Source organism: Pseudomonas sp. TE4620 (genome assembly GCF_056279045.1).
This window is the reverse complement of the sequence record NZ_JBWBQO010000001.1, coordinates 4,186,393-4,208,624: the sequence shown is the minus strand read 5'-3', so window position 1 is coordinate 4,208,624 and position 22,232 is coordinate 4,186,393. Positions and strand designations below refer to the sequence as shown.

Annotated in this window: 20 protein-coding genes and 2 pseudogenes; 12 read left to right on the top strand and 10 right to left on the bottom strand. The window is 58.4% G+C overall.

Translation table 11 applies throughout. The annotated features are described in order from the left end of the window. Positions 1 to 242 precede the first annotated feature (242 nt). Positions 243 to 524, top strand: a pseudogene (locus ACZ9A3_RS19450) (PAS domain-containing protein); the annotation flags it as partial. A gap of 216 nt (positions 525 to 740) precedes the next feature. Next, the gene (locus ACZ9A3_RS19445; protein ID WP_371128667.1) at positions 741 to 1,826 is read left to right on the top strand and encodes a methyl-accepting chemotaxis protein; all 1,086 of its coding nucleotides are present in this window, start codon (positions 741 to 743) and stop codon (positions 1,824 to 1,826) included. A 6-nt stretch (positions 1,827 to 1,832) separates the two neighbouring features. On the opposite strand, the gene ACZ9A3_RS19440 is transcribed toward ACZ9A3_RS19445, so the two are convergent. The 4 genes from ACZ9A3_RS19440 to norR all read right to left on the bottom strand — a co-directional run bounded on the left by ACZ9A3_RS19440 (position 1,833) and on the right by norR (position 5,503). Continuing rightward, on the bottom strand, positions 1,833 to 2,600 hold the full coding sequence (locus ACZ9A3_RS19440) for a YkgJ family cysteine cluster protein (RefSeq protein ID WP_476253022.1): 768 nt from the start codon (positions 2,598 to 2,600) through the stop codon (positions 1,833 to 1,835). Further along, a complete protein-coding gene (locus tag ACZ9A3_RS19435) occupies positions 2,579 to 2,890 on the bottom strand; it encodes a hypothetical protein (protein ID WP_476253021.1) in 312 nt (103 codons plus the stop codon). Before ACZ9A3_RS19435 ends, ACZ9A3_RS19440 begins: the two co-directional genes overlap by 22 nt. 79 nt (positions 2,891 to 2,969) lie before the next feature. Beyond that, a complete protein-coding gene (locus ACZ9A3_RS19430; RefSeq protein WP_045197161.1) occupies positions 2,970 to 3,869 on the bottom strand; it encodes a chemotaxis protein in 900 nt (299 codons plus the stop codon). 80 nt (positions 3,870 to 3,949) lie between these two features. Continuing rightward, positions 3,950 to 5,503 carry a nitric oxide reductase transcriptional regulator NorR gene (gene norR, locus ACZ9A3_RS19425; RefSeq protein WP_476253020.1) on the bottom strand — a complete coding sequence of 518 codons (1,554 nt, stop codon included), beginning with the start codon at positions 5,501 to 5,503 and terminating at the stop codon, positions 3,950 to 3,952. A gap of 153 nt (positions 5,504 to 5,656) precedes the next feature. Here norR and hmpA point away from each other — a divergent pair, with 153 nt between their 5' ends. The 4 genes from hmpA to ACZ9A3_RS19405 all read left to right on the top strand — a co-directional run bounded on the left by hmpA (position 5,657) and on the right by ACZ9A3_RS19405 (position 9,709). Next, the gene (gene hmpA / locus ACZ9A3_RS19420) at positions 5,657 to 6,838 is read left to right on the top strand and encodes an NO-inducible flavohemoprotein (protein ID WP_476253019.1); all 1,182 of its coding nucleotides are present in this window, start codon (positions 5,657 to 5,659) and stop codon (positions 6,836 to 6,838) included. A 170-nt stretch (positions 6,839 to 7,008) separates the two neighbouring features. Next, positions 7,009 to 7,302, top strand: a complete 294-nt coding sequence (locus tag ACZ9A3_RS19415; protein ID WP_476253018.1) for a hypothetical protein — start codon at positions 7,009 to 7,011, stop codon at positions 7,300 to 7,302. Positions 7,303 to 7,333: 31 nt separating this feature from the next. Beyond that, entirely contained in the window at positions 7,334 to 7,816 is a 483-nt protein-coding gene (locus ACZ9A3_RS19410) for a phosphate-starvation-inducible protein PsiE (RefSeq protein WP_476253017.1), read from the top strand. Between the two features lie 168 nt (positions 7,817 to 7,984). Further along, the gene (locus tag ACZ9A3_RS19405) at positions 7,985 to 9,709 is read left to right on the top strand and encodes a trypsin-like peptidase domain-containing protein (RefSeq protein ID WP_476253016.1); all 1,725 of its coding nucleotides are present in this window, start codon (positions 7,985 to 7,987) and stop codon (positions 9,707 to 9,709) included. Between the two features lie 239 nt (positions 9,710 to 9,948). Here the strand turns inward: ACZ9A3_RS19405 and ACZ9A3_RS19400 are convergent, their stop codons facing one another. Next, positions 9,949 to 11,067 (bottom strand): hypothetical protein, encoded by a 1,119-nt coding sequence (locus tag ACZ9A3_RS19400; protein ID WP_145306925.1) that lies wholly within the window; start codon positions 11,065 to 11,067, stop codon positions 9,949 to 9,951. A gap of 193 nt (positions 11,068 to 11,260) precedes the next feature. Between ACZ9A3_RS19400 and ACZ9A3_RS19395 the strand changes: the two are divergent. After that, a pseudogene (locus tag ACZ9A3_RS19395) lies at positions 11,261 to 11,494 on the top strand (phosphate-starvation-inducible PsiE family protein); the annotation flags it as partial. On the opposite strand, the gene ACZ9A3_RS19390 reads toward ACZ9A3_RS19395, so the two are convergent. Next, on the bottom strand, positions 11,463 to 11,768 hold the full coding sequence (locus ACZ9A3_RS19390) for a DUF3509 domain-containing protein (protein ID WP_476253015.1): 306 nt from the start codon (positions 11,766 to 11,768) through the stop codon (positions 11,463 to 11,465). The pseudogene ACZ9A3_RS19395 and the gene ACZ9A3_RS19390 overlap by 32 nt on opposite strands. Positions 11,769 to 11,968: 200 nt before the next feature. Here ACZ9A3_RS19390 and ACZ9A3_RS19385 point away from each other — a divergent pair, with 200 nt between their 5' ends. The 4 genes from ACZ9A3_RS19385 (at position 11,969) to ACZ9A3_RS19370 (ending at position 15,478) form a co-directional block, all read left to right on the top strand. Then, positions 11,969 to 12,385 (top strand): hypothetical protein, encoded by a 417-nt coding sequence (locus tag ACZ9A3_RS19385; RefSeq protein WP_258594858.1) that lies wholly within the window; start codon positions 11,969 to 11,971, stop codon positions 12,383 to 12,385. A 3-nt stretch (positions 12,386 to 12,388) separates the two neighbouring features. Further along, positions 12,389 to 13,816 (top strand): PAAR domain-containing protein, encoded by a 1,428-nt coding sequence (locus tag ACZ9A3_RS19380; RefSeq protein ID WP_476253014.1) that lies wholly within the window; start codon positions 12,389 to 12,391, stop codon positions 13,814 to 13,816. Further along, complete coding sequence (locus ACZ9A3_RS19375) at positions 13,813 to 14,205, top strand: hypothetical protein (protein WP_258594854.1); 393 nt, start codon at positions 13,813 to 13,815, stop codon at positions 14,203 to 14,205. The genes ACZ9A3_RS19380 and ACZ9A3_RS19375 overlap by 4 nt, the downstream gene beginning before the upstream one ends. 874 nt (positions 14,206 to 15,079) lie before the next feature. After that, positions 15,080 to 15,478: a hypothetical protein gene (locus ACZ9A3_RS19370; protein ID WP_476253013.1), complete on the top strand. Its 399-nt coding sequence runs from the start codon at positions 15,080 to 15,082 to the stop codon at positions 15,476 to 15,478. Between the two features lie 57 nt (positions 15,479 to 15,535). Here ACZ9A3_RS19370 and ACZ9A3_RS19365 read toward each other — a convergent pair whose 3' ends face one another. From ACZ9A3_RS19365 to ACZ9A3_RS19350, 4 genes are all read right to left on the bottom strand, one after another. Then, positions 15,536 to 15,940 (bottom strand): HPF/RaiA family ribosome-associated protein, encoded by a 405-nt coding sequence (locus tag ACZ9A3_RS19365; RefSeq protein ID WP_045197178.1) that lies wholly within the window; start codon positions 15,938 to 15,940, stop codon positions 15,536 to 15,538. A 178-nt stretch (positions 15,941 to 16,118) separates the two neighbouring features. Next, on the bottom strand, positions 16,119 to 18,458 hold the full coding sequence (gene fecA / locus ACZ9A3_RS19360) for a TonB-dependent Fe(3+) dicitrate receptor FecA (RefSeq protein ID WP_476253012.1): 2,340 nt from the start codon (positions 18,456 to 18,458) through the stop codon (positions 16,119 to 16,121). Positions 18,459 to 18,548: 90 nt separating this feature from the next. Next, complete coding sequence (locus ACZ9A3_RS19355; RefSeq protein WP_093379618.1) at positions 18,549 to 19,481, bottom strand: FecR domain-containing protein; 933 nt, start codon at positions 19,479 to 19,481, stop codon at positions 18,549 to 18,551. Then, entirely contained in the window at positions 19,478 to 19,972 is a 495-nt protein-coding gene (locus ACZ9A3_RS19350; protein WP_195884996.1) for a sigma-70 family RNA polymerase sigma factor, read from the bottom strand. Before ACZ9A3_RS19350 ends, ACZ9A3_RS19355 begins: the two co-directional genes overlap by 4 nt. 219 nt (positions 19,973 to 20,191) lie before the next feature. On the opposite strand from ACZ9A3_RS19350, the gene ACZ9A3_RS19345 reads away from it, so the two are divergent. Beyond that, complete coding sequence (locus tag ACZ9A3_RS19345) at positions 20,192 to 22,159, top strand: ligand-gated channel protein (RefSeq protein WP_093379623.1); 1,968 nt, start codon at positions 20,192 to 20,194, stop codon at positions 22,157 to 22,159. Positions 22,160 to 22,232: the final 73 nt, after the last annotated feature.

Genomic DNA, 22,232 nt, shown 5'->3' with positions numbered 1-22,232 from the left:
CTCAATCAGGTCAGCAGCGTGACCGCTAACTGACAGCGCTGACAGGTTTGGCGTACACCGCTCCTTTGTGGGAGCGGGCTTGACCCGCGATGAGGCCCGACCTGCCAACACAGCAGATTCTGTGTATTTCAGCTCGGTAATGGCCAAGTGCCAATATCCTGAGCTGGATCAAGATTGCGCAAAAATTTGCCACTAGAGTCGTACGCCCTGCCGATTCTCCCCGACAAAAACGAGTGCCTCCGATGAAGAGCAATTTGCCTGTGACCGGTCGCAATGTGGATTATCCCGGTGACGCCAATATCCTTTCCACCACTGACCTGACCAGCCAGATCACCTACGCCAATGACGATTTCATCAAGATCAGTGGCTTTACCCGCGAAGAGTTGATCGGCAACCCCCACCATATCGTCCGCCACCCGGACATGCCGCCCCAGGCTTTCGCGCAAATGTGGCAAACGCTGAAGAGCGGCCGCTCATGGATGGGCCTGGTGAAAAACCGTTGCAAGAACGGCGACCATTACTGGGTCAGCGCCTTTGTTACGCCCATCTCCAGCAACGGTCAGGCCATGGAGTACCAGTCGGTGCGGACCAAGCCCAGTGCCGAGCAGGTCGAGGCCGCTGAGCGTTGTTACGCCCACCTGCGCAGTGGCCGCAACCGCTGGTGGCAGCGTCTGCCGGTGCTGGGGTTGGGCTGGCAGTTGTGGGGCGGGGTGACCCTGGCGCTGGCGGCGGTGTTTGCCATCAGTCGCCTGCTGCTGCCGGTGCTGCCATGGCAAGGTGCGCTGGAGCTGATTGTGGCCAGCGGCCTGGCGGCGTTGATGATCTTCATTGCCCTGCGCCCGCTGGAGCGCCTGCGCGTGCAGGCCCAGGCGATTGCCGACAACCCCTTGAGCCAGCAGCTGTACACCGGCCGGCGCGACGGCATCGGCCAGATCGACTTCGCCCTGCGCATGCTCAAGGGCCAGTTGGGCGCGGTGGTCGGGCGTATCGGCGATACCTCGCGGCGCCTGGCCGGGCATACCGGCAGCCTTGCCCAGTCGCTGCAAAGCAGCCACAGCAACAGCCTGGAGCAACAGAGCGAAGCCGACCAGGTGGCCACCGCGATCAACCAGATGGCCGCCAGCGTTGCCCAGGTCGCCAGCAGCGCCCAGCAAGCCTCGCAGGCTGCCGACCAGGCCGAAGGGGAAACTCAGGCCGGGCATCAACTGGTCGATCTCAACCGCAGCGCCATCCAGAACCTGGCCAACTCGCTGAATTCGGCCACCGAAGTTATCCACAATCTGGAAAGCCACAGCAGCGAGATCACCGGGGTGCTCGAGGTGATTCGCGGCATCGCCGAGCAGACCAACCTGCTGGCCCTCAACGCTGCCATCGAAGCAGCGCGAGCCGGTGACCAGGGCCGTGGTTTTGCCGTGGTTGCCGACGAAGTACGCGGCCTGGCCCAGCGCACCGCGCAGTCGACCCACGAGATCCAGCGGATGATCAGCGCCCTGCAAAATGGTGCGCGCGAAGCGGTGCAGGTCATGCAGCAGAGCAGCGAACATGCCGGGCACAGTGTCGAACAGGCGCAGCGCGCCGCCAGCGCCCTGGACGGCATCAGCCTGCGGGTCAACCAGATCAGTGAAATGAGCCTGCAGATTGCCGCGGCAGTGGAGCAGCAAAGCCAGGTCAGCGAGAGCATCAACCGCAACATCATCAGCATTCGCCAGGCCAGCGAAGCCACCGTGCAGGTCGGCCAGCAGAGCCACCTGAGCGCCACCGACGTGGCCGGGCTGGCGCAAGACCTGCGCCGGCTGGCCGATGAGTTCTGGCGGCGCTGCCAGTAGGGTGATTCAAAAACCGATGAAGCTGTAGTACAGGCTCGGCTCGCTGCGCACCTGTGCGCCGCAGGCCTCAAGCTCGGCGCTCAGTTGCGGATCGACCACATGCAGCGTCCACGGCGCCAGCGGCTGCTCCAGCGCTGGTTGTTGCAGGGCCTGGGCAAGCGCGGCAGTGTCGGGCAGGTATGCGGTAAAGCCATTGCCCTTGAGCGCGCTGACATCGATGCCCAGCGCCTGGCAGATGGCAACCTTGGCACGGATATCATCGCGGTCGGCCTGGCGTGAACGCTCGATCAGCTCCGCCAGGCGCTTATCGACCAATTGATTGCCGTGGATCAGCGCCGGGCCGCTTTGCCAGGCTTCGCCCGGGCAGTCCTTGGCTTCGGGGCGCAGCGGGATGTGCGGGTTGATTTCCATCGGGTAGATGCGGCACACCAGCGGGCGGATCTCGTAGATGCCGCAGCGGTTGTCGTCATCCAGGTTGCGGCAGCGGCCGGGGTTGAAGGCAGCGAAGGTGATGGTCACCCAGGCTTCGCTGCTGCCGCAGGGCACCGGCCAGGAGCGGCGCATGGCGTGCTCGCGCTGCTCGGCCGGCAGGCCCAGGCCGTTGGCGAGGAAGGCTTCGACCAGGACGATGACCTGGCCGCCAGAGCCAGCCCATTGGCGAGCTTCGCTCAAGGTCAGGGGCACATGATGTCCGGTGCAGCATTTGCCACAGCCGGTGCAGTCGAAACGGATATCGGAGGCAGGTGCGCTGTTCACGGTTGGCCGGGTGCCCACTCGGTGACGTAAGCCGCCTTGCGTTTTTTATCGAACAGGCACAGCTCGGTGCCTTTGCGGTTGTTCATGTGTTTTTGCGGGTAGCGGCCTTCGAGCAGCAAGGCGCTGTAACCGACGCGGTCGTCGAACTCGGCGGCCTTGCCCAGGGCCTTGACCTGTTTGAGCTGGCTGGCGGCGATGCAGCTTTTCAGGACCTGCTGTTCATGCTCGCTCCAGGCCTGGCTGCTGGAAGCCTGGGCGCCGGCACTGAACACAGCGCAGCCGAGCAGGGTGAAGAGGAGGGCTTTCATGGCGGGTACTCGCAAAGGTGTGCGCACAATTGTGCCTGAGCCTCAGGCACATTCAAGCGCAGCGCTTCGCGGGTATGTGTCAGCGTTCTTCGAAGGCCACGGTGCGCGCGGCGACGATCAGGCAGTCGGTCAGCTCCGGCGAGGAGAACTTGGTCAGCACCGCGTTGGCCCCGGCATCCTTGGCTTTGTCGCTGTTCATGGCGCTGTCCAGCGAGGTGTGCAGCAACACATAGAGGTGCTGGAAGTCAGGGGTTTCGCGCAGGGTGCGGGTGAAGGCGTAGCCGTCCATCTCTGACATCTCGATGTCCGATACCACTACGTTGATCTCGCGCTCGGTGCCTTGCAGTTCCAGCAGGGTGTTGATTGCATCCTTGGCGCTGCGCGCGGTGTGGCATTCGATGCCGAGGTTGCGCAGGGTGTGCACCGACTGCTGCAGGGCCACCTGGCTGTCATCGACCACCAGAATGTTGGTGGCGGCCAGTACCGCAGCATCTTCGGCATTGAGCTCGGAGCTGGCCACCTCATGGGGCGGCGGGGCGATGCCGTGGATGACCTTCTCGATATCCAGTACCTGTACCAGGGTGTTGTCGACCCGGGTCACGCCGGTGATGAACGACTTGCTCCCCGAGCCGTAGGGCGGCGGCTTGATGTCGGTGCTCAGGCAATGGACGATCTTGCTCACCGCCTGCACGTGCAGGCCCTGTTTGGAGCGGCTGATGTCGGTGACGATCAGGCAGCCGCCGTCCGGGTCTGCCAGCGGCCGTTCGCCGATGGCCCGGGACAGGTCGATGACCGACAGCGAGTTGCCGCGCAGGGTGGCCACGCCTTTGACGTGGGGGTGCGACTCCGGCAGCTTGGTCAGCGGCGGGCAGGGGATGATTTCACTGACCTTGAGCAGGTTGATCGCCATCAGCTTGCCGCTGCGCAGGGTAAACAGCAGCAGCGACAGCGAGTCCGCGCGGGCATTTTGCGACGCCATAGGCACCTTCAGGGCAGAGTAATAGGGGGAGATGCCAGGTTATCGACCCGGCAGCCCGTGGCTTTAATCACTCGGTGAAATCAGCGTAGACCCAAGCGCCGCGCCAGGCGACTGAGATTGGCCCGGTCCAGGCCCAGCTCGCGGGCGGTGCTGGCCCAGTTGTGCTGGTGGCGCTCCAGGCAGGCCTGGATCAGCTGGCGCTGGTAGTCATCCAGGGCCTGGCGCAGGTCGCCAACGGGCAGCGGCGCTTCGACCAGCGGCTGTGTTTCGGCTTGTGTCGGCAGCGCCTCGAGCGGGCGCAGGTCCAGGTCGGCGGCCTCCAGGGTGAGGATTTTCGGCCGCTGTGCATGTTGCCCCAGGGCCTTGAGCGCCGAGCGGCCGATCAGGTGTTCCAGCTCGCGCACGTTGCCCGGCCAGCTGTAGGCAAGCAACGCGGCCTGGGCTTCGGCGCTCAGGCGCAGGCTACCGAGGCCCATGCGCGAGCGGTTCTGTTCAAGAAAGTAGCCGCTGAGCAGCAGCACATCGCGCCCGCGCTCACGCAGCGACGGTACCAGCAGCGGATACACGCTCAGGCGGTGGTAGAAGTCGGCGCGGTAACGCCCGGCGCGCACTTCTTCGGCCAGGTCGCGGTTGGTGGCGGCGATCAGGCGTACATCGACGCGGTGCTCCTGGTCCGAGCCCAGGCGTTGCAACTGGCCGCTTTGCAGCACGCGCAACAGCTTGGCCTGCACGCTCAGCGACAACTCGCCGACTTCATCGAGAAACAACGTGCCGCCATTGGCCAGCTCGAACTTGCCACGGCGCTCGCCGACCGCGCCGGTAAAGGCGCCACGCACATGGCCGAACAGCTCGCTCTCGACCAGGGTGTCGGGCAGCGCCGCACAGTTGAGGCTGATCATCGGCCGCTCGGCGCGGCTCGAGGCCCGGTGGATAGCCTGGGCCACCAACTCCTTGCCGACCCCGGTTTCGCCGGTGATCAACACCGTCAGGTCGCTGCTGCCGACCAGGCGGATTTCTTCCAGCAGGCGTTTGTGCGCCTTGCTCTGGCCGATCAGTTCTTTGTGCTGTTGGCCGCTGGCCTGGCGATACACCTCGGCGCGCTGGTGTTCGTCTTCGGCGCGCAAGGCCAGTTGTTCGATGCGCTCGGCAACATTGACCGTAGCCGCGGCCAGGCTTGCAAAGGCCTGCAGGGCATCGAGCTCGACCTGCTGGAACTGCTCCGGGTCGAGCGCATCGAGGGTGATCAGGCCCCAGGGCTGTTCGTCGACAAACAGCGGGCAGCCCATGCAGTCGTGGACTTCAAGCTGATGATGCAGGCCTTCGACCAGGCCGTCATAAGGGTCGGGCAAGTCGCTGTCGCTGGCGAAGCGGGTGGGCTCTTCGCGGCTGAGGATGGCGGCAAAGCGTGGATGTTCATCGACCTTGAAGCGCCGCCCGAGGGTATCGGTGCTCAAGCCGTCCACCGCCAGGGGCACCAGCCATTCGCCGTCCAGGCGCAACAGCGCCGCGGCATCGCACGGCAGCAGGCTGCGCATGGCTTGGAGCAGGCGCCGGTAGCGCTCGCGTTCGGGCAATTCGCGGGACAGGTCGCTGACCAGCGGCAGCAAGGCGGTGAGCAGGGATTTTGCGGTCATAAAGACTCCTGTGGGTCAAAATGACTATATCGCAGATGTTGTCGTTATGACTCTATAATTTATAAGTTGTTGATTTATATGGATTAAATAGTTGGCATGAAAGCTGTAATAACTCAGGCATTCATCAAGAAGCCACAGGCTCAGGAGTCATCCATGCTCAATGCCCAGGATCGTGCAATCGTCAAAGCCACCGTACCCCTGCTGGAAAGCGGCGGTGAAGCGCTGACCACCCATTTTTACAAGCTGATGCTCAGCGAGTACCCCGAAGTGCGCCCGCTGTTCAACCAGGCCCACCAGGCCAGCGGCGACCAGCCACGGGCCTTGGCCAATGGCGTGCTGATGTACGCCCGGCACATCGACCAGCTCGAACAACTGGGTGGCCTGGTCGGGCAGATCATCAACAAGCATGTGGCTTTGCAGATCCTGCCGGAACATTACCCGATTGTCGGTAGCTGCCTGCTGCGCGCCATCGAAGAAGTCCTCGGCAAAGACATCGCCACCCCTGAAGTGATCGCCGCCTGGGGCGCGGCCTATCAGCAACTGGCCGATATCCTCATCGGCGCCGAAGGCGAGGTCTATGCACAAAAAGCTGCGGCCCCTGGTGGCTGGCGTGGCGCGCGCGCATTCAAGCTGGTCGAGCGGGTCGAGGAGAGCAGCGAAATCGTCTCGTTCTACTTCGCCCCGGTTGATGGCGGCGCGATCCTGCAGGCCGAGCCTGGCCAGTACATCGGGTTGCAACTGCTGATCGACGGCGTCGAACAGCGCCGCAACTATTCGCTGTCGGCCCTGAGCAATGCCGGCCAGTACCGCATCAGCGTCAAGCGCGAAGCCGGCGGCAAAGTCTCCAACTACCTGCACCAGCAGCTGGCGGTAGGCGACAGCATCAACCTGTTCCCGCCATCGGGCGAGTTCACCTTGAGTGCCAGCGACAAGCCGCTGGTGCTGATCAGCGGCGGCGTCGGCATCACCCCGACCTTGCCGATGCTCGAAGCGGCGCTGGAAAGCGGCCGTTTGGTGCACTTCATTCACTGCGCGCGCAACGGCGCGGTGCACGCCTTCCGCGACTGGGTCGATGAGCTGGCGGCGCGCCACCCGCAGGTCAAGCGCTTCTACTGCTATGCCGAGGACGATGGCGTCAGCCAGCCGGCGGACGCCGTGGGTTTGCTCAGCGCCGATCAGCTTGGCCAGTGGTTGCCGCAAGAGCGTGATGTGGACGCCTACTTCCTCGGCCCGAAAGCCTTCATGGCCAGCGTCAAGCGCCACCTCAAGGGCCTGGGCGTGCCCGAGCAGCAGAGCCGCTACGAATTTTTCGGCCCGGCCTCGGCGCTTGAGTAAACGTTTCGGTAACCGCGAACTGAAAGGATAGGGGCACGGCCAGCGATGGCTGTGCCTTGCGGCAATCGGTCGCCTTCTCAAGCAGGGGGGCCTGGCCTTTTTACTGCATGCAGACAAAGCGTCATGCGCCTGGCGCATCATCCTTCCAGCCGTATCAAGGAAACCGTATCGTGAGCATCAATTGGGCTGACAAACTGCGCAAGAGCCTGCATGGCTCGGCCGACTCGCTGGGCAACCTGTGCGTCGAGGCGTTCCACTACCTGGCCCTGTTCGGCATCGGTGGCATCACCGCCTACGCGGCCGTGGTCACCTTCATCGAGATGCTCGGCAAGGGCGTCAGCGTCGACGACATCCTGCTGCTGTTCATCTACCTCGAACTCGGCGCCATGGTCGGGATCTACTTCAAGACCAACCAACCGTATCTAACACAGTTTTCTCTGCGGCCTGCTGGTTGGCAAGCCTAGATCTCATTCTATCTGGCGTAATTTGGAGTAATTGAGTATGAAGTGGGCGGATGTCAGCCGAAAACGCTTACACGACGGTGCCAACTCGATTGGCAACTTGCTGGTGGAAAGCTTCCACTATTTGGGTTTGTTTGCTATTGGTGCTGCTACGGCATGGGCCTCTGTAATGGCCTTTATGCAGATGTTCGAAAAAGGAAATGCCAGCATTGATGATATTCTCTTGCTATTTATTTATTTAGAGCTGGGAGCGATGGTAGGCATATATTTCAAAACCAATCACCTGCCTATTCGATTTCTGCTGTACATAGCAATAACCGCACTTACCCGATATCTGATTGGCGATGTATCGCATCATAGAGCTCCAGATATTGGGCTGTTGTACCTATGTGGTGGGATCTTTTTCCTGTCGCTATCCGTTTTGGCGGTTAGGGTTGCTTCAAATAAATTCCCCTCCAGTAAAGCGATAGATGCGACTGGTGACTTCGTTGAGGATAAAATGGTTGAAAAAAATTGACGTAGTAGTGATTTTTTGATAGAAAGCCGTCACCTCCACCCGCAATTAAATAGGTTGTTCAAATGCGACCTGATTCAAAAATGCTATAAGCAACTGCTCTACGCTAATCCTAATGGTTAACGTTTGGCTACCCTTAAGTCTATAGAGTGAAATGCGGGTGGGGGTTTTTTGAGCAAGCTTAAATTATGTAAATCTGTCGACGAGCTGGCTGCTCTGCTTGGTACTACATATGGGAAAATCCGGTATTTCTATTATTTGCACCCTACATCAGAAAGCTACTCAACTTTCGAGATAAAGAAGAAGAGTGGTGGCGTACGAGAGATCTCAGCTCCCTCTGATAAGTTAAAAACTCTTCAGGGGCGATTGAAGGTTTTACTCAGTGAGATTTACGAGCCTAAAAAGTATGTGACAGGTTTTGTTAATGGAAAATCTATTGTCGCAAATGCAAAGCCTCACACCAGAAAGAAGTTTGTTTTTAATCTGGACTTGCAAGATTTTTTTCCTTCAATAACATTTGCTCGTGTTCGTGGGTTATTAATTTCTAAACCCTATTCCCTAGATTCATCTGTAGCAACTGTAATATCCCACCTTGTAACAGTGAATGGGAAATTGCCACAAGGTGGTCCTTGTTCTCCTGTAATTTCAAATATGATTTGCTCATCGCTGGATAGGAAGCTGAAAACTCTTGCGGTGCAAAATCGAGCTGAATACACAAGATATGCTGATGATATAACCTTTTCTTTCTATGATGATCTTGAATATCTTGCGAGCGATATAGTTCAGGTTTTGAAAGGAGACGAGCTTCCTAATCACTACTTTGCAAGGTGTGGGCGAAGCTTGGAGAGGTTAGTTGTTGACGCTGGTTTTAAGGTAAATTACTTAAAGGTTAGGTTGCAGGGGCGATACGAGAGGCAAGTAGTTACTGGTCTAGTAGTAAACAAAAAACCAAATGTAAATCGGCAATACGTCAGAAAGACGGCTGCGATGATTCACTCGATTGAAACAAAGGGACTGGAGGAAGCCAGGAGGATACACTCGGAGAAAATTATTAAGCAAGAAAAAAAGAGTAGAGGTGGTAAGGACGAAGAGATCAAAGTTCCACCGGTTGAGGCTCATATACAGGGGCGACTGTTGTTTTTGAAGCAGGTTGTCGGGCTTGAGTCGCAGGTTTACAGACGACTGGCGTTACGTTTCAACCTTCTTGGATTAAAATATAGAGTGCCTCTAGGGGTTTCAAAAAATAAATTCAGCGAGGAGTTTAGGAAATTTACCAAGTGGTATGACTCCAAGTGCTGGGTTGTGGAGGTTGAGGGTGAGATACGCGGGGAGTTTGAGTGTGGTCAGGGTTCTGGTTTCATGATTTCTGATCAGGTGCTTGTGACATGCTCCCATGTGTTGGATTTAAAAGGCGTTAAGCTGGATGAAGCAACAGTTTATCAAGCATCCTCTAGGTCGAGAAGTTATAAAGCTAATTTGCTTTATCGTGACGACCATAGAGATATAGCTTTGCTTAAGATTTTAGTTGATAAGTCTGAGTTTGACTATTTTGATTTGGAAGCTTCAGTGTTGGCTGATGTCGGTGATGAAGTTTCTATCTTGGGCTTCCCGCAAGACAAGCTCGGTGCTCAGAGTGCAGGGAATCAAACTGCCTTTGTTCGAAATAAATTCCCCATAAGTGGGGTTGGTTTTGTTGAGGTAGATAAAGAGTTGTATGCCGGAAATAGCGGCGGGCCAGTGCTTAATCAGGATAGTCGAGTAGTAGGTGTTGTTGGTATTGGTAACGATGGTGAGTATTGTGACCACAGCCGATTTATTTGTGTTTCTGAGTTGGTGAAGGTTCTTGATGCATTTAAGACTGCTTCAGTTGAGGGTTCTAAGCTTGAGACTGCTTAGAGTTTTTAAGTGAATTCGTGCTGAGTGTGTCTTGTGGTCAGTGATAATACTGCCTGTAAAAATGACCCAAAGTATTAGGCACTGATTCTTTGTGCTGGAAACGTCGGATGCCGATATTTTCTCTTTTTCCATAATTATGGCCTCAATGCATTAAGGGTCTTTGTGGCAGGATTTTTAATAGTGCGAGTTGAACATGCAGTTTTGGCACGTATTAACGTGCCATTGCTTTAGGGAGGTTGTTAACTGCCAAAAGCTGTTGTGATTGTAGATCCTACTATTCCCCCGAGAATACCTGCCGAAAGAATAGTCAAAAGCTCGATTGCTTTGCTGTTTTTTTGATCGAAGTATTTTATAAGTTCGCTTGTTTCGTTGAGGGGGTATTGAGGGTGCTCGGATATTTCTTGGTCGATGTATTCTTGCAGGTATGTCTCTGATTCTCCGCTTTTATACATCGCAGCGTAGTTGCTAGCGATCTGCCCTTTTCTGAATATTAAATGTCCCTTAAGTAAGCCGATATCCTTAAATGCTTTTTGGAAGAGCTTTGGCTTTTCTATTGTCCTTTTTATGATGTTTTTCTTGTTTGTTTTTTCTTGAAGCTCAAGGATCGAATGTGTTGTGTCCTGAATCTCTCCCCATTTTTTCAAACTGAATTGTGCATCTTTGTTTAATTGGTAGAAAAATGACAATTCGTCCGCGAGGGTTTCTTGTAGTTCTTCAAGAGCTTTGTCCTCGTTTTTAAATTTATGTGGGTTGTAATTAAATTTAAGAGTGTTGTATCCTCGGCTCTTTATTTCATTGAGTGTAAATGACGAACTTTCAATGGTTGTGTCGCTTTCGTTTAGGTAGAAATTTGCGTGAAAGGGTGACGGGCCTAGAAAATCATACTCTAGGAATGTTTCGATCTTTTGTAGTTCTTTAGTTAAGAACTCCCTGACTACTTGAACCGCTGTAGAGGGTAGGGTGTCTTCTGTGGCGGATAGACACTCGATATAGCTCACTGGGCCATGCCACTCATGTCGCACAGTGATTTTAAAGTTCTCGGTGCCCGTATCTAAATATTTTTCTGGTAGATTTATTAACTCTGCTTGAATTCGAGATGGTATATAGATTTTAAAAGTTAAATTTAAGAATGTAATAAGTGGATAGCCATGGTCACCCTCTCTAATTTTAGGGTTGGGGGGTGATGTGTCTATTTTCTCATCTTTAATATCTTCATCGAAAGATATGGTTACGTCTGATGCGTTTGTAAGATTTTTAAGGGTTTTGGTTATTTCATCGATATATTCTTGTACGGAGATTTCTTTGTCTATGTTGTCTTTCAATGAAAAGTGAAAACATCCTACCCCAAAAGCTTTCATGTATTTCCTTATGTAGTATATTGGCGGTTGTAGTTTTTGGCGGTTGTAGTTTTTGGCCAATTGCTATCATAGGGTCAGAGTTTTCTCTGTCAACCGGTAGGAATGTCGAAGCTCTGCTTTGCGAGGCAAAAATATTAGCATCCAAGGCCTCCAGCTGTGCCATAGATAAAGGCGAATGTCAGACCGCGTGGTCAAGACCAACCACATGCCGATCCGCTTCCTGCTGTATGTAGCGATCACCGCGCTGACCCGCCTGCTGATTGGCGACGTGTCGCACCACAAGGCGCCGGACGCCGGTTTGCTGTACGTGTGCGGCGGCATCCTGCTGCTGGCGTTCTCGATCCTGGTGGTGCGCTACGCCTCGTACCGCTACCCGTCGACCAAAGCCATCGATGCTAGTGGCAAGGAGATCGAGGAAGCCAAGTAACCTGGCCGGCTTTTGCACCGTTGCGGGTCATGGCGGCGAGGGTTTCCACGGCGCTGTGGCCCTGTTCGATGGCGATACCGAACTGGACGCTCTCGATCAAGCGCTGCAGGCGCTGCGGGTCGTTGCGCTGGGCCGGGCTGATCAGCCGCTTGGCGACGATGCCGGTGTCGTTGGAGAGGGTCAGCATGATGCTGCCGTCGAGCCGCTCGATACTCAGGTTGACCCGGTACTCGGGGGCAAAAGCGGCGTTGATCTGTGCGAAAGGGTTGATCATGGAGCTTCACCTGGCAAAGACATGCAGTGATTGACCGGGTGAGGGAGGGTTGGTTCAGGTGATTTTTCTCACGGTCTTTTGCGATATCTGACAGCTAAATCCTACGACCGAGTGGGATGCTTCTGAATTGCTTCTGCCCAAGCAGAAGGCCACCTTTACCGTGCTAGGTTCCGGGCTTCATTTGCCCAAGGAAGCTACACATGACACGGAATAATCAACCCACCTCTTCCTTCACCAACGCGCTGACTTCGCAACAGAGCGCAGCCGTTTCATCCTCTGTTACCGAAGCCATCTATCGTCTGGCAACCCAAGGCAGCCGCACGCGCAAGGGGGGTGTCATTCGCCAGGCCAGTGCCCCACTGACCATCACCCTGGACGATGGCCAGGTGGTGCGCGTGGCGCAGACCGGTGACTATGCCGAGTATCCGGACGGCAGCCGCGCGCACATCATTAGCGGCGCCGGAGCCCAAGGGCAACTGCAGGATCAGGCCATTGCCCTGGTCGGCAGTGCCTTGAGCAACGGTGATGAAATCATCGATACCCCACAAAACACCGTGCTGATCAGCAAGCAGCAAGGTGTACCCATGGCGGACGATTTCCTCACGAGCGCGAGGTGAGCGATGGTCTATCGCCTGAGCCTCAATGGTCGCGGCGCCGGGCAGCATGGCGACCCGACCACCAGCGGGGCGACCTGCCTCAGCAGCCAGTCCAGTCACCTGCAGAACGGGGTCGGCAGCCTGCGCCTGGGGGATGCCACCACGCCTTGCCCGGAGTGCGGCCAGGCCGGCAAGATTGCCGAAGGGTATGCTGACTGGACCATCAACGGGCTGCCGATCGCCTTTGATGGTGCGCAGATCGACTGCGGCTGCCCGGCCGGCAGTAACCACCTGGTCGCGCCGCTGGATGGTGGCGGCGCCAGAGCGGCGCCGGTAGCGGGCGGCTTTGCCGCGCCGGCTGGCCAGGCCTTCAAGCCGCCTGCGGCGACGCTCAGGCCAACTGCCATCGGTACGACCGGGCCCGCTTCAGCCATGTCCAGTGCGCCCGGCACGCTGGAGCCTGGCTTCTATGTGGTGCCACGCAGCATGTCGGGCCAGCAGGTGCTGGCCCGGCTTGGCGGCGAAAACCGCTACCTCAGCGCCCGGCTGCAACGGCTTAACCCCAGCTTCGCCGAAGGCTTCAAGGCCGGTGAGCTGTTCGTCCTCGGCGACCCCGACAACGGCATGAGTTGTACCCGCGAGGAAGCACAACTGATGGCCGCTGCCGCCCAGGTGCGCGAGGTACTGGCGCCGCTGACCGAGGAAGAGGCCAACTTCATGGTCCGCTACCAGGGTGAAATTGCCGGCTTGTTCAGCGGCGCCAGCCAGTCGATGGGCGTCGGCAAAGACATGCTCGGTCATGGTTTGAGCCAGGTTGAAAACAGCCTGCGCGCGCTTGAACAGCTGCATCAGCGCTCGTTCAGCACCTACGGGCATCTGAACAGCCCGCAGTTTTTCGCCTCCCGCCAACAGCTGTACCGCCAGCTGGATGCCCAGTTGAAGACGGCGTTTCTCAACAAGCCATTGAACCTGGGCAATTACGAGAGCCTGCGTCGAGACCTCGGCATCTCGACCAAAAGCCTGGTTCACCACTGGAGGCGTGCCGGTGCGCCGGGAGAGATCCCGGGTTATGCCACGCATCTTGAGCAGGTATCCCGGACCGCGAAATACCTTAAGCACGGTGGGTATGTCGGTATTGCCCTGGGGGGCGGCGCTTCGGTTCTCAAAGTGCAGGAAGTGTGTAGAGCGGGGGAGACGGAGGAATGCAAGAAGATTCGATTTACTGAGGCTGGGAGCTTTTCTGGGGGGCTGGCGGGTGGTGCTGCTGGTGCCTATCTGGGAGGGAAGACAGCTGTAGCTGTATGTGGCGTCGCCGCTGCGGCTGCCGGCGGAATTGGTCTGGCGGTATGTGGAATCGTCCTAGTGGGAGGGGGATCATTTGCAGGAGGGGTGGGGGTTGGAGCAGGTGGCGAATGGATTGGGGAATTTTTGTATGAGAAGACAAGTCCATGAGCAACTTCTGGAGCTCTTGGTGGGCATTTGCCTTCATGCTGACCCCCTTCGTGATGGGTATAGCCGGCGTAGCCATGGAAACTTACATCGCCCGAAGCCGTGACTTCGACCTCGTCATTGCCAGCCTACCAAACAGTGTCTGGCTCAAGCAGCAGATACCGTTCTGGGGGACCACCAGGTTGAAATCGCGCTGTTATTTGCTCAGCACGATTTGCGGTGCAATGCTTTATCCAAAGCTCAGTATCCGCCTGGGAATGATGGATGCAGAGGATCTGCGCAACTTTCCGCCACGGCTTCGGCGGCGATTGTTGATTGCTTCCTGGTTGATCATCATTGGTTCGGTGTGGATGTTTATCGGTGTCGGCCTGATCAAACTTTCAAAAATCTGAGCATAAAAAAGGCGAGCCCCAGGGGCTCTCCTTTTTACCGTCTGCGTCGTTGATTACCAGTTGAGGCGAGTTTGCTCGTTATTCAGGAATTATTTGAGCCCAAGGTGAAGGTGATTTACAACCGGATGGAACCATGATGTTTGATTACTACACTTGGCATTCTGATATCCAGATTTCATTCCTGCTCACCCCCATTGTAACTGGTGTGACAGGCGTATTTATCAACCGATACGTGGCTAGTAGTCGACACTTGAACGTCATGCTTGCAGCCCTTAAGAACAGTCGTTGGCCAGAGCAGCAGATATTAAAGGGAGGGCTGATCCTTCCGGCGGCTCGAGTCAATCGGGTTGCCGGTATCTCGGGCTTTCTTGTGTTCCCGAGCTTCAGTGTTCGCACCGGGAGGCTGAATGCAGAAGACTTACGTAACTTTCCACCTTACCTTCGACGGTGGTTGATCGCATCGTTCTGGCTCACGATTTTGGGGTGCATAGGAATGCTCCTAAGTGTATGCCTTCTCAAACTTTCAGCAACCTGAGCATTCCAAAGCGAGCCCCATGGGCTCGCCTTGGAAGTTTGCAGGGCAGAGGAGACTCAGGAGTGTAAAAAGATTCGATTTGCTGAGGCCGGAGGCTTTTCTGGTGGGTCGCTTGCGGGCGGGCCAGGAGTTAAAGCAGGTGGCGAATGGCTCAGGGGATTCGTTTATAAAAAGGTCAATCCATAACGGAATTTTGTAGTTCTTGGTGGGTATTTACTTTCATGCTGACTCCTTTCGTGCCCAGTCTTTCCGGCGTGGCGATAGGCGCGTATATCGCCTGCAGCCGCGACTTCAACACCATCGGAGAATGCCTAGGAGACAAGATTTATCAGGTGAAACATGATTGACATAAACACTTGGCCGCCGAGCGTTGCGATCGCTTTCGGTTTTGCACCCTTTGTCATCCTCTTATTTGGCGTAGCCATGGAAACCTACATCGCCCGAAGCCGTGACTTCGACCTCGTCATTGCCAGTCTCCCAAACAGTCTCTGGCTCAAGCAGCAGATACCGTTCTGGGGGACCACCAGGTTGAAATCGCGCTGTTATTTGCTCAGCACGATTTGCGGCGCAATGCTTTATCCAAAGCTCAGTATCCGCCTGGGAATGATGGATGCAGAGGATCTGCGCAACTTTCCGCCATGGCTTCGGCGGCGATTGTTGATTGCTTCCTGGTTGATCATCATTGGTTCGGTGTGGCTGTTTATCGGAGTCGGTCTGATCAAACTTTCAAAAACCTGAGCATAAAAAAAGCGAGCCCCAGGGGCTCGCCTTTTTACCGTCTGCGTTGCTGCTTGTTCAGTTGATGCGAGCTTGCTCGTTCTCCAGGAACTCTTCCTGCAACAGCCCGTCATTCTGGGCGCCGTCGATGCTTTGCTGGGCCACCGCGCGTTTGCTGCGCAGTTTGCCGTAGAAATGCTCCAGGGCGTGGTTCAGTTTGATTGCGGCGCCTTCGACAGCCTGGTCGAGGGATGCGGACTTGTGGCTTACGGAAATCGGTTGATGGCCTTTTGGGCGTGCCTCCATCTGGCAGCGTTTGTCGTGCGGACCTGGCTTGTCGCCGTTCTCGTCGCGCAGGTGGACCTCGATGCGGGTGAGGTCTTCGTCATATCGTTCGAGCGTGCTTTCTACCGTGCTGCGGACCCACTCTTCCAGCCGGATGTTGCCTTGAATATGGTTGTCGCTATTGACCTGGATTTGCATAGTTCAATCCCTTATTCAGCTAGCTCGCAAGAGAATCGATGGGGCCTTGGCGGCCTGTGACAACCATCGCCTCTTGACTACAAGGTCAGGCACTTGGCCAAACAATTCAAGCCCTTTTGAAATAAAAATATCTTGTAGCAAATAGCCCGGCACAGGCCGGGCTTTTGCATGCGCTGGATCAGAACGCGACGGAGGTCTGCAGGTATACCGTACGGGGTTCACCCACGTACTTGCCCTTGTTGTTGTCGTCGAACGAGCGGGTGTAGTACTGGTGATTGAAGATGTTTTTCACCCCCACGGCGACGTTGAGGTTCGACAGTTGCGGGCCGAAATCGTAGGCCGCGCGGCTACTGAACAGCATGTAGCCGGGGATGCGCCCGGTGCTGCCGTCAGCGCTTTCGGCCGCGGTATTGGCGTTGTCGGCGAACTGGTCGCTCTGGTAGCTGCTGTCGAGGTTGAGCCGCCACTGGCCTTCGGTATAACCGATGCCCAAGGTGCCTTTGTGGCGCGAGGAGAAGGGCACACGATTGCCCTTGTTCGGCCCGTCTTCGCGGATTTTAGCGTCGACGAAGGCGTAGGTGGCATACACGTCGAAACCTGCCAGCGCCGGGTTGAGGCCTTCGAGGGCGTACTTGACGCTGGTCTCGATGCCCTGGTGACGGGTTTCGCCGCGGGCGATCACTGAATCGTTGGTCTGGTTGCTTTCGTACTGGTTGTCGAAGTTGATCAGGAAGGCGCCGATCTCGGCTTGCAGGTTGCCGTTGTCGTAGCGGGTTCCCAGTTCCCAGGTGCGGGCTTTTTCCGGTTTCACTTCGCCGCTGCTGACCCGGTTGGGCATCTGGCTGTACTGCACGCTGCCGAACGAGCCTTCGGTGTTGGCGTACAGGTTCCAGCTGTCAGTCAGGTGGTACATGACATTGAGCGCCGGCAGCGCAGTGTTGTAGTCGCCCTGGTAGCGCTGGCCGTTGAGTTTGTTCGACTGCTCGGAATCGATCATTTCGTAGCGGATGCCCGGGGTGATGGTCCACTGGCCGATGTCGATGCGGTCATCGAGGAAAAGCGCGTGGGCTTCGGTGCTGCCACGGGTGTCGCGGTCGTTGCGGCTGGCGCTGGTCGGCAACTGGTTGGCAGCGATCGGCTCGCGGTAGCGCAGCTCGTGGCCGGCTTCGTTGACGTAACGGTAACCGACGCCCACTTCATGCCAGCTCTCGCCGAGGGCAAAGCCCTGGGAGAAGCGTGTTTCGATGCCGCGTACCCAGTACTCGCGCGGCGACAGCGAGACGAAGCTGCCCTGGTCCAGATAGCCGCTGCGCAGGGTCTTGGTGAAGAAGCTGTTGACGCTGAACTGGCGGGCGTCTTCCTTGTAGTCATAGCCGAAGTTGAACATCGTTCGCCGGCCCCAGAACTTGTCCTGCAGGCGGGTCGACTGGTACGGGTCGGCATCGTAGTCGGCAACGCTCAGGCCGCCGGGCATCTGCGCTTCGCCTTCGTAGTACTGGGCCATGGCGTGCAGGCTGTTGGCCTCGTCGAGCTGGTATTTGCCCTTGAGGATCAGGTCGTCGATCTGCGTGTCGCTGTGCTCGCGCCAGTCACCGCCACGGCTGCCGGAGTACAGCAGGGCGCCGCCCAGGCCGTTGGCGTTGGTGCCGCCGGCGAGCAGGTTGGCGCTGGTCTTGAAGCCGTCGTGACTGGACGACGGGCTGGTCTGGGTCTGGAAACCGGCTTTGACCGTCGGCTCGTCGGGGATCGCCCGGGTCACGAAGTTGACGATGCCGCCGACGTTCTGCGGGCCGTAGCGCACCGCGCCGCCGCCGCGCACGACGTCCACCGCGTCCATGTTGCCCATGCTGATCGGAGCGAACGACAGCTGTGGCTGGCCATAGGGTGCGAACGGCACCGGAATGCCGTCCATCAGCACCGTCGAGCGCGAGGCCAGGCGCGGGTTGAGCCCGCGAATGCCGAAGTTCAGCGCCATGTCGTGGCTGCCGGTGCCGTTGTTTTCCGGGGCGTTGACCCCGGGGATGCGGTTGAGCACTTCGCGCGCGGTGGTAGCGCCGCTGCGCTCGAATTCTTCGCGGCGGATTACATCGCGGGCACCGGCATGTTCGAAGACGTTGTCTTGCTGCGCCGCGCCCAGCCAGTCGCCGACCACGGTGGAGGCGCCGAGCTCGACCGGCGCGCTGGGGGCCGCGAGCGGTTGCAGGCTGAAGGCGTTGTCACCTTCGGCACGGGCTTGCAGGCCGGTGCCTTGCAGCAATGTATCGAGACCCTGCTGCGGGCTGTACTGGCCCTGCAGGCCGGGGCTATGCACACCGCGAGTGAGCTGCGAGCCAAACGAGATCAGCACGCCGCTTTCACGGCCGAACTGGTTCAGGGCGTTTTCCAGCGTGCTCGGGGCGATCTGGTAAGTGCGCGCCGGGGCCTCGGCTGCCTGGGCGGCAACGGCGCTGAAACTCAGGCTGGCACCCAGCAGCAGGGTGCGCAGGGCCTGGGCAAGTGGACTCGGTCGAAGGGGCATGCAGAAGATCCTTGAGAAGGTCGAAGCAAAGGGTTCTGCCTTCTCTGTCACGCGAGAGGTGAAAACGGCTCAGGTCAGTGGAAAAAACCTTCAGGCCCGCGCTTCGACCGTCACCCAGTAGCGGGTAAAGCGCCGCACGCGCACCGGCAGTGCCACCTCGAGCAGGTCGAGAATGCGTTCGCTGTCGGCCAGCGGATAACTGCCGGAGATCAGCAAACTGGCCACCTCGGGTGCACAGTTGAGCTGGCCGCGGCGGTAGCGGCCGAGCTCGTCGAGAAACGCGCCAAGGGGCATGTGCGCAGCCACCAGCATGCCGTCGACCCAGGCCCCGAGGTTGCTGTCCAGGGCCTGGCTGGCCTGCCAATGCGGGCCGTTGAAGCGCGCTTGCTGGCCCGCCCCCAGGCGATTGCCGGCCAGGCTGGCGCTGCCTTCGAACACCGCCAACTGGCTGTAGCCGGCGAACTGGCGCAGGTTGTAGCGGCCGTTGCCCAGGTTCAGCAGGCCGTGTTCGCTGCGCAGTTGCAGCGGTCGGCTATCGCCGGCCACGGTCAGTTGCAGTTCACCTTCGAGCAGGTGCACCAGGCGCTGGCTGGCATCGAAACGCACGTCGGCGGCGCTGCGGGTGTTGAGCTGCAGCAGGCTGCCGTCGTCCAGAGCCAGGCGCCGGCGTTCGCCGACCGGGCTGCGGTAATCGGCGAGCAATGTCGGCAACGGGGTGTGCTGCTGCAAGGCCAGGCCACTGGCGCTGCCGACCCCGAGGATCAGCAGGGTTTTCAGCGCCCGGCGGCGGCTGGCCGAACGTGGCGCCTGCAACGCGGCGTGGGCCAGGGGCGAGGATAAGCCGCGCAAACGCTGGTTGACCCGCTGGATGTGCTCCCAGGCGCGTTGGTGGTTGTCGTCGGCCTGCAACCATTGCTGCAGGGCCTGTTGCTGACGCGCATCGAGGGCGCCGCCCTGCAGCTCGATCAGCCAGTGCACGGCCTGTTCGGCCACCTGCGGGGAAAACTCCTGATGGCCGTTCACAGGGCGAAGTAACAGCGCATGGCCGCCTTGTTCAGGTAGCGCTTGACCGTGGCCAGGGAGATGCCCAGTTGCGCGCCGATCTCGGCGTAACTCAGGCCGTCGACCTGGGCCATCAGGAAAGCGCGCTTGACCACCAGTGGCAGGCCGTCGAGCAGGCGGTCGAGCTCCAGCAGGGTTTCGAAAATGATTGCCCGGTGTTCTTCCGACGGCGCCAGTGCCTCGGGTAACTGCGCCAGCGCCTGGAGGTAGGCGCGCTCCAGGTCCTGGCGGCGGTAATGGTTGCACAGTACGCGTTTGGCGACGGTGGTGAGGAACGCCCGTGGCTCGTTGAGCAGCGGCGTTTCGCGGCCCTGGAGCAGGCGCATGAAGGTGTCCTGGGCCAGGTCGGCGGCGCTGTCGGGGCAGCCCAGACGCCGGCGCAACCAGCCGGTCAGCCAGTTGTGATGGTCGAGGTAGAGGCCTTCGAGCGAGGAAGAGGGAGCGCTGGGCACCGTGAACACTCCGGCGCCGGGATGCGCAACAGAATAAGAATTGTTCGCATTGTAGTGAAAGGTGCCACTACTCGGCAATCGGTGCCTGACTGACGGGCGTAGCAGAGGATCGGGGAAATGTAAAAAACGTAAATACGCTTTACTCACATTTGAGAATGAATAGCATTCGCTCCCTAGATGAATTTACGCAACCTTTACATTTCTCAGGGAGAGGTCCTCGTGTCCCCGACTTTCAGTAAATCCTGCCTCGCGCTTACCCTCTGCTCGCTCTACACCGCGCAAGCCACAGCTCAGAACCAGCCGCTGGAGCTGGACAACATGGTGGTGACTGCGTCGGGTTTCTCCCAGCAGATCAAGGATGCGCCGGCATCGATTTCGGTGATTACCCGCGAGCAGATCGAGAACAAGTCCTACCGTGACGTCACCGATGCCCTGCGCGATGTGCCGGGCGTGGTGGTCACCGGTGGCGCCAGCTCCAGCGACATCAGCATTCGCGGCATGGCCTCCAAGTACACCCTGATGTTGGTCGACGGCAAACGCCAGGACTCGCGTGCCACCCGCCCGAACAGTGACGGCGCCGGTATCGAACAGGGCTGGATGCCGCCGCTGGAAGCCATCGAGCGCATCGAAGTGGTGCGCGGGCCGATGTCTTCGCTGTATGGCTCCGACGCCATGGGTGGGGTGATCAACATCATCACCCGCAAGGTCACCCCGCAGTGGTACGGCGGCGTGCGCACCGAAGCAACCTTCCAGGACCGCTCCGACTCGGGCAACTACAACAGCACCAACGCCTTCATCTCCGGGCCCCTGGTCGACAACCTGGTCGGCCTGCAGCTGTACGGCCAGCGCTCGCGCCGCGACGAAGACCATATCGTCAACGGCTTCAACGAGCAGAGCACCGACAGCGCTACGGCCAAGCTGTCGTTCACCCCGGATGAACACAACGACATCACCCTCGAAGCGGGCAAGTCCGAGCAGGAGCGCAACTCCCACGTCGGCCGTTCGGCCAGTCGTTCCGCCAGCCGTAACGACTACGACCGTACCAACTTTTCCATCACCCATTCCGGGCGCTGGGACAGCCTTACCAGCGAAAGCTACCTGCAGCGCGAAAAGATCGAGAACCCGGGCCGGCGCATGGAGCTGGAAAACACTGTGCTTAATTCGCAGGTGTCGTTCTTCAGCGATTCGCACATCACCACCTTCGGTGGCCAGTACAAGTACGAAGACCTCAGCGACGAAGGCAACCAACTGGCCTCGGCGGCCAGCGTCAACCAGTTGACCCGCTGGTCGTGGGCCCTGTTTGCCGAAGACGAATGGCGCCTGACCGAAGCCTTCGCCCTGACCGGCGGCCTGCGCATGGACCGCGACGAGAACTACGGCACGCACTGGTCGCCACGCCTGTACGGGGTCTACCACCCGACCGAGCAGTGGACCATCAAGGGGGGTGTATCCAGCGGCTACCGCTCGCCGGACATCCGCGCCGCCGTCGATGACTGGGGCCAGATCACCGGTGGCGGTGGCGACCCGGCGATCATCGTCGGCAACTCCAGCCTCAAGCCGGAGAAGAGCCTGAGCCAGGAAATCGGCTTTATCTGGGACAACCTCGAAGGATTCTCCACCGGCCTGACCCTGTTCAACACCGACTTCAAGGACAAGATCACCGAGACCCGCCGCTGCACCGACAGCACCGGCAATGCCTCGGGCCAGTGCCAGATCGGCGGTACCTCGTACAAGTTCATCAGTGACCGGGTCAACGTTGACGAGGCGCAGATGCGCGGCATCGAAGCGACCCTGGACTGGGACATCACCCAGACCGTGTCGCTGGCCACCAACTACACCTTCACCGCCTCCGAGCAGAAGAGCGGCCCGCAGAAAGGCAAGGCCCTGAACCAGATGCCGCGGCACATGTTCAACGCCACCCTCGACTGGCAGGCCACCGACCAGCTGGGCACCTGGGCGCGCCTGAACTATCGCGGCAAGACCTCGGACTACCTGGGCCGCACCACCATGTCCGACGGCACGCCGTCGTACACCTTCGTCGACTTCGGCGGCACCTACCGGGTGACCAAGAACGTCAAGCTGCTGGCCGGTATGTACAACGTCTTCAACAAGGAAGTGGACTACGACAACTACCAGACCGTGCTGGACGGCCGCCGCTACACCATGGGCGTCGACCTGTCGTTCTGATCGGCCGGCCTGCGGTTTTGCTTATGAGAATATAAATCATTATTATTGTGCGCTTCTCGTAATGGACCGATGC

Coding starts and splice junctions, on each gene's coding strand:
- ACZ9A3_RS19435 (WP_476253021.1), bottom strand. CDS start 2,890: ATGAAAGCCCTCCTCTTCACCCTGCTCGGCTGCGCTGTGTTCAGTGCC.
- ACZ9A3_RS19430 (WP_045197161.1), bottom strand. CDS start 3,869: ATGGCGTCGCAAAATGCCCGCGCGGACTCGCTGTCGCTGCTGCTGTTT.
- norR (WP_476253020.1), bottom strand. CDS start 5,503: ATGACCGCAAAATCCCTGCTCACCGCCTTGCTGCCGCTGGTCAGCGAC.
- hmpA (WP_476253019.1), top strand. CDS start 5,657: ATGCTCAATGCCCAGGATCGTGCAATCGTCAAAGCCACCGTACCCCTG.
- ACZ9A3_RS19400 (WP_145306925.1), bottom strand. CDS start 11,067: ATGAAAGCTTTTGGGGTAGGATGTTTTCACTTTTCATTGAAAGACAAC.
- ACZ9A3_RS19390 (WP_476253015.1), bottom strand. CDS start 11,768: ATGATCAACCCTTTCGCACAGATCAACGCCGCTTTTGCCCCCGAGTAC.
- ACZ9A3_RS19385 (WP_258594858.1), top strand. CDS start 11,969: ATGACACGGAATAATCAACCCACCTCTTCCTTCACCAACGCGCTGACT.
- ACZ9A3_RS19380 (WP_476253014.1), top strand. CDS start 12,389: ATGGTCTATCGCCTGAGCCTCAATGGTCGCGGCGCCGGGCAGCATGGC.
- ACZ9A3_RS19375 (WP_258594854.1), top strand. CDS start 13,813: ATGAGCAACTTCTGGAGCTCTTGGTGGGCATTTGCCTTCATGCTGACC.
- ACZ9A3_RS19370 (WP_476253013.1), top strand. CDS start 15,080: ATGATTGACATAAACACTTGGCCGCCGAGCGTTGCGATCGCTTTCGGT.
- ACZ9A3_RS19365 (WP_045197178.1), bottom strand. CDS start 15,940: ATGCAAATCCAGGTCAATAGCGACAACCATATTCAAGGCAACATCCGG.
- fecA (WP_476253012.1), bottom strand. CDS start 18,458: ATGCCCCTTCGACCGAGTCCACTTGCCCAGGCCCTGCGCACCCTGCTG.